The sequence below is a fragment of the Planctomycetota bacterium genome, from assembly GCA_035574235.1.
Taxonomy (GTDB): Bacteria; Planctomycetota; MHYJ01; order MHYJ01; family JACPRB01; genus DATLZA01.
In genome coordinates this window covers 1-4000 of the sequence record DATLZA010000092.1, presented here as the reverse complement: position 1 = coordinate 4000, position 4000 = coordinate 1, and the positions used below count along the sequence as shown (strand labels likewise).

The window sequence follows — 4000 nt, the reverse complement described above, 5'->3', positions numbered from 1 at the left end:
CCGGCCCTCCGCGCGACGCGGCCAGAGCCGGTCGATCGCCGCCCGCAACCGCGCGCGCATGCCGGCGGCCGCGTGCCGGCGCTCCCGCATCCTCAGAACCGCCGCGCGCGCCGCCGCCCCCGCCGCCAGAATCCCCAGCACGATCCCGACCCCCCACAGGATGCGGCCGCGAACCGCCCCCGCCTCGCGCCGGCCGAAATCGAACATCGTCCACCTCCTGTCCCGAACCTGACCGAAGGCCGGCCCGCGCCCCGGGCGACCTTCCACACTACGCTCTAGGATCCGCGCCCGCGCGGGACCGTTATGAACCCGCCGGGTAACGCGGCCCGCGGCTCGGGATCTTTTTGTGGGAGAGACCTGCGTGCTCTCCGGAGGTTTCCACCCATGCCCCCCGAGCTGATTCTGGCTTATTTCGACCCTCAGGATTTCCCCGCCGACTTCGCGCGCCTGCTGCGGGAAGACGGCTTCCGCCTCGCGTCCGGCCCGTACGGCACGGCCGTGCGGCCCGCCGACCCCGACCGCGGCCCCGCCCGCAGCCTCTTTCTCGAGGCGCCCCCCGGACCGCGCGGCCAGGGCGCCTTCCGGGCGCTCTACGCGCGAGCCCGGACCGGCGTCCCGACCGCCGCGCCCGAGCTCCTGCGGCGGATGTGGGAACGCGCGGGAGGCCGCCCGTGACCGCGCTCTGGAAGGGACGGTTGCGCGTCGGGTTCCTGGAGATCCCGATCGCGCTTCATCCCGGAGAGGAACCGGAGCCCGTGGACTTCACGCTCCTGGACCGCCGTGATCTGGCCCCCCTCGGCCACCGGCGAGTCAACAAGAATACGGGCGAAGAGGTGCCCGCCGAACATGTCGTGCGCGGCTTCGAGGTCGAGCCCGGCCGTCTCGTGACGCTGACCGACGAGGAAATCGAACGCCTCGCGGCGGAGCGCAGCCACAGGGTCGAAGTCCTCTCCTTCGTGTCCCCCGCCGAAATCTCTCCGGTCTTTTACGAACGCCCTTACTACCTGGAACCGGAGGCGGGCGGCGAGAAGGGCTACGCGCTCTTGCGGGAGGCCCTGATCCGCACGGGCCGCGCGGGGATCGCCCGCGTGCTCCTGCGGACGCGCCAGCACCTGGCGGTGCTCCTGCCCCAGGACCGGCTGCTCCTGCTCAACCTCCTCCGGTATCCCTCGCGGTTGCGCGCCCCGGCAGACCTGCGCCTGCCGGGACGCGACCTCGACGCGCTGGGAGTCGCGCCCCTGGAGATCGCGCTGGCGGAGCAGCTCATCGAGACGATGGCGGAGCCGTGGGTGCCCGCGGTCCACCGCGACGAGTTCCACGAAGAGCTGGTCCGGTACATGCGCCACAAGCTTCTCTGGAAGGAGCCGCCGGCCGGGCCTGCGGCGCCCGCGGCCTCCGTCCCGTCCGCGACGCCCGCGGACCTGCCGGATGTCCTGCGGCGCAGCCTCGAGCGGGCGCGCCAGGAACGCGCGTTGCGACGTCCTGCCTGACGCTCCGCGAAGGGCGCGTAACATTTGAGCCGCGAAGGGATCAGGGGTGGGCGGTCGGACGAAAGACCGGACGGCCGGTGGGAGGCCGCCGCGGAGGCCCGACCTTCCGACGCCCCGCATTCCGGCGCGACCCCGATTGTGTTCGAGGGAGGAGGCGTGAAAGACAATCCCCTGACCGTCGAGCCCCCGGCTCCGGCGGAGCCCCCGGCTCTCCCGGAGGCGCCCCTGCATTTCGCGTTGTTCGCCGAACGAAAAGCCTGTCCGGTCCTCGTCTACGCGGAACAGTCGCTCCTGAAGTACCCGTGGAGCGCTCTCGACGAAACCGAGGCCGGACGCCCCGACATCGTCATGGTCCGTTTCCCGGAGCGCCGCGACGGCCGGTCGTTCCTTCGCACGTGGGAAATCCGACCGGGACCCGAGGGGCTTCCGGGGCCCTTCGACCGGGCCGTCTTCCGCGCCTGCGAATGGACCGCGCTGGAGACGCGCGTGGGGGCCCGCCGGTCCGTGCCCTCCGTCCTGACCGTGTCGGTGCGGGAGATCCTCGAACGCCTGAGGCTGGCGGAGCGACCGCACCTGCCCGCCCGCATCCATCAGGCCCTCCGGCGCCTGGCGGGCCTGGAGATCGTCGAGCGCGAGGGGGGCGGCGCCCCGTCCCGGCGGCGCCGGCTTTTCGCGCAGCTCACCCTCTCGACCGCGGAAGGACGGCCGTTCCTCGCGCGCCACGCCGTGGGCTTCGACCGGTTCTACACCCTTTCCGCGAACATGGGCGGGATCCGCCCGCTCAACTGGGAGCTGTGGGTCTCGCTGGAGCGGCCGCTGGCGCAGCGGCTGGTGGAGATCCTCGACGCCGAATTCGAGCGGCGGGAGCCGCGCGTTCCCGCCGCCTGCGGCCTGTCCGAACTGCGCCAGCGCGCGCCGCTGCCGGACACGTCCGCCGCGCAGTCGCGCCGTGCGCTTGACGAGGCCCACGCCGAGCTTCTCGACCGCCGGTACCTCGCGCGCGTGGAGTGGAAGGGCCGCCTTCCGGGCGCCCGCGTGGAGTACACGCCGGGAGCCACGTACGAGGCGTTCCGGGAACGGCTGCGCCCGCTCCGGCGGCCTTCTCCGCTCGCCCACGAGATCGCTCTGGCCCTGGGGGACCCGGCCAACGCCCATCGGTATCAGACGCTGGTCGATCTGTTCGACCAGGAGCACCTCCAGGGCGCGCTCGGGGAGCTTCGCGACCTGAGCCGCCGAGGCGTGACCATCGAGCGCCCGTCCGTTCTCTTCTTCGACATCCTGCGCCGCGAAGTCCGCGACGCGCACCTGGAATGGCCGCTGCCGGAACCCGCCGCCCTCCCGGCGGGTTCCAACGGCGACGGTCGCGACCCTTCCGCGCGCGCGAGGACGTAAGCCGCCGGAAATGCGCTTTTTCCTCCTGGCCTGCGATTACGACGGCACGCTCGCGCGGGAGGGACGCGTGGGCCCCGCGGAGGAGCGCGCCCTGGAACGCCTGCGCGCCTCGGGCCGCAAGCTCATTTTGGTGACCGGACGGCTCCTGGAGGATCTCCTCGGCGCCTTTCCCCGGGCGGATCTCTTCGACCGGATCGTCGCCGAAAACGGAGCGGTCCTCTACGCCCCGGAGTCGCGCGAGGTGCGCGTGCTGGCCAAGCCTCCGCCGGAAGAATTCGTCCGGGCGCTGGCCGCGCGAATCGGCGCGCCGCCCGCCACGGGGCGCGTCCTCACGGCCACGGGCCGGCCCCACGAGCGCGACGTGCTTGAAGCCATCCGCGACGCCGGACTCGAACTGCACGTGATCTTCAACAAAGGCGCCGTGATGGTCCTGCCGGCGGGCGTCACGAAGGCCACGGGACTGGCGGCGGCGCTCGAAGAGATGGATGTCTCGCCCCATAACACGGTGGGCGTGGGAGACGCCGAGAACGACCACGCGTTCCTCGACCTCTGCGAGTGCGCCGTGGCGGTGCGCGACGCCCTTCCGGCCGTCCGCGCGCGCGCGGACTGGGTGACGGCGGGGGGAGCCGGCGCGGGCGTGGTCGAGCTCGTGGAGCGGATTCTTGCGACCGACCTGCGGGACCTCGATCCGGTTCTGGCGCGGCACGCGGTGTCCCTGGGGGAGCGGGAAGGGGGCGGGGAGGTGCGGATTCCCCCCTACGGCTCGCGGATCCTTCTGGCGGGGCCTTCGGGGAGCGGAAAGTCGTCGCTGGCGCGGGCGATTCTGGAGCAGCTCGTCGCGCGGGCGTACCAGGTGTGCCTGGTGGATCCCGAGGGGGATTATGCGGACTTCGAGGAGGCGCCCGCCCTCGGGGAGGCCGGACACGCTCCGAGCCTGGAGGAGGCCGCCCGCCTTCTGGCGCGTCCGGGGCAGAGCCTGGCGCTGAATCTTCTGGCGGTTCCGCTCGAAGACCGGCCCGCGTTCTTCGCGAGCCTTCTGGGCGTCCTGCGTCCGCTGCGCGTCCGCGCCGCCCGTCCCCATTGGCTCGTCCTGGACGAAGCGCACCACGTGCTTCCCG

5 protein-coding genes are annotated in these 4000 nt (G+C 72.7%); 4 read left to right on the top strand and 1 reads right to left on the bottom strand.

Features of this window, described 5'->3' with window-relative positions:
• On the bottom strand, positions 1-207 hold a 207-nt coding region (locus VNO22_07885), incomplete at its 3' end, for a hypothetical protein (GenBank protein HXG61277.1).
• Positions 208-384: 177 nt separating this feature from the next.
• On the opposite strand from VNO22_07885, the gene VNO22_07880 reads away from it, so the two are divergent.
• From VNO22_07880 to VNO22_07865, 4 genes are all read left to right on the top strand, one after another.
• Entirely contained in the window at positions 385-675 is a 291-nt protein-coding gene (locus VNO22_07880) for a hypothetical protein (protein HXG61276.1), read from the top strand.
• Positions 672-1490 carry a Ku protein gene (locus tag VNO22_07875; protein HXG61275.1) on the top strand — a complete coding sequence of 273 codons (819 nt, stop codon included), beginning with the start codon at positions 672-674 and terminating at the stop codon, positions 1488-1490. The genes VNO22_07880 and VNO22_07875 overlap by 4 nt, the downstream gene beginning before the upstream one ends.
• Before the next feature lie 156 nt (positions 1491-1646).
• Positions 1647-2882 carry a hypothetical protein gene (locus tag VNO22_07870; GenBank protein ID HXG61274.1) on the top strand — a complete coding sequence of 412 codons (1236 nt, stop codon included), beginning with the start codon at positions 1647-1649 and terminating at the stop codon, positions 2880-2882.
• Positions 2883-2892: 10 nt separating this feature from the next.
• On the top strand, positions 2893-4000 hold a 1108-nt coding region (locus VNO22_07865), incomplete at its 3' end, for an HAD-IIB family hydrolase (protein ID HXG61273.1).

Excerpts from the sequence above, each read along its gene's own strand:
- VNO22_07880 (HXG61276.1), top strand. The coding sequence starts at position 385 with ATGCCCCCCGAGCTGATTCTGGCTTATTTCGACCCTCAGGATTTCCCC.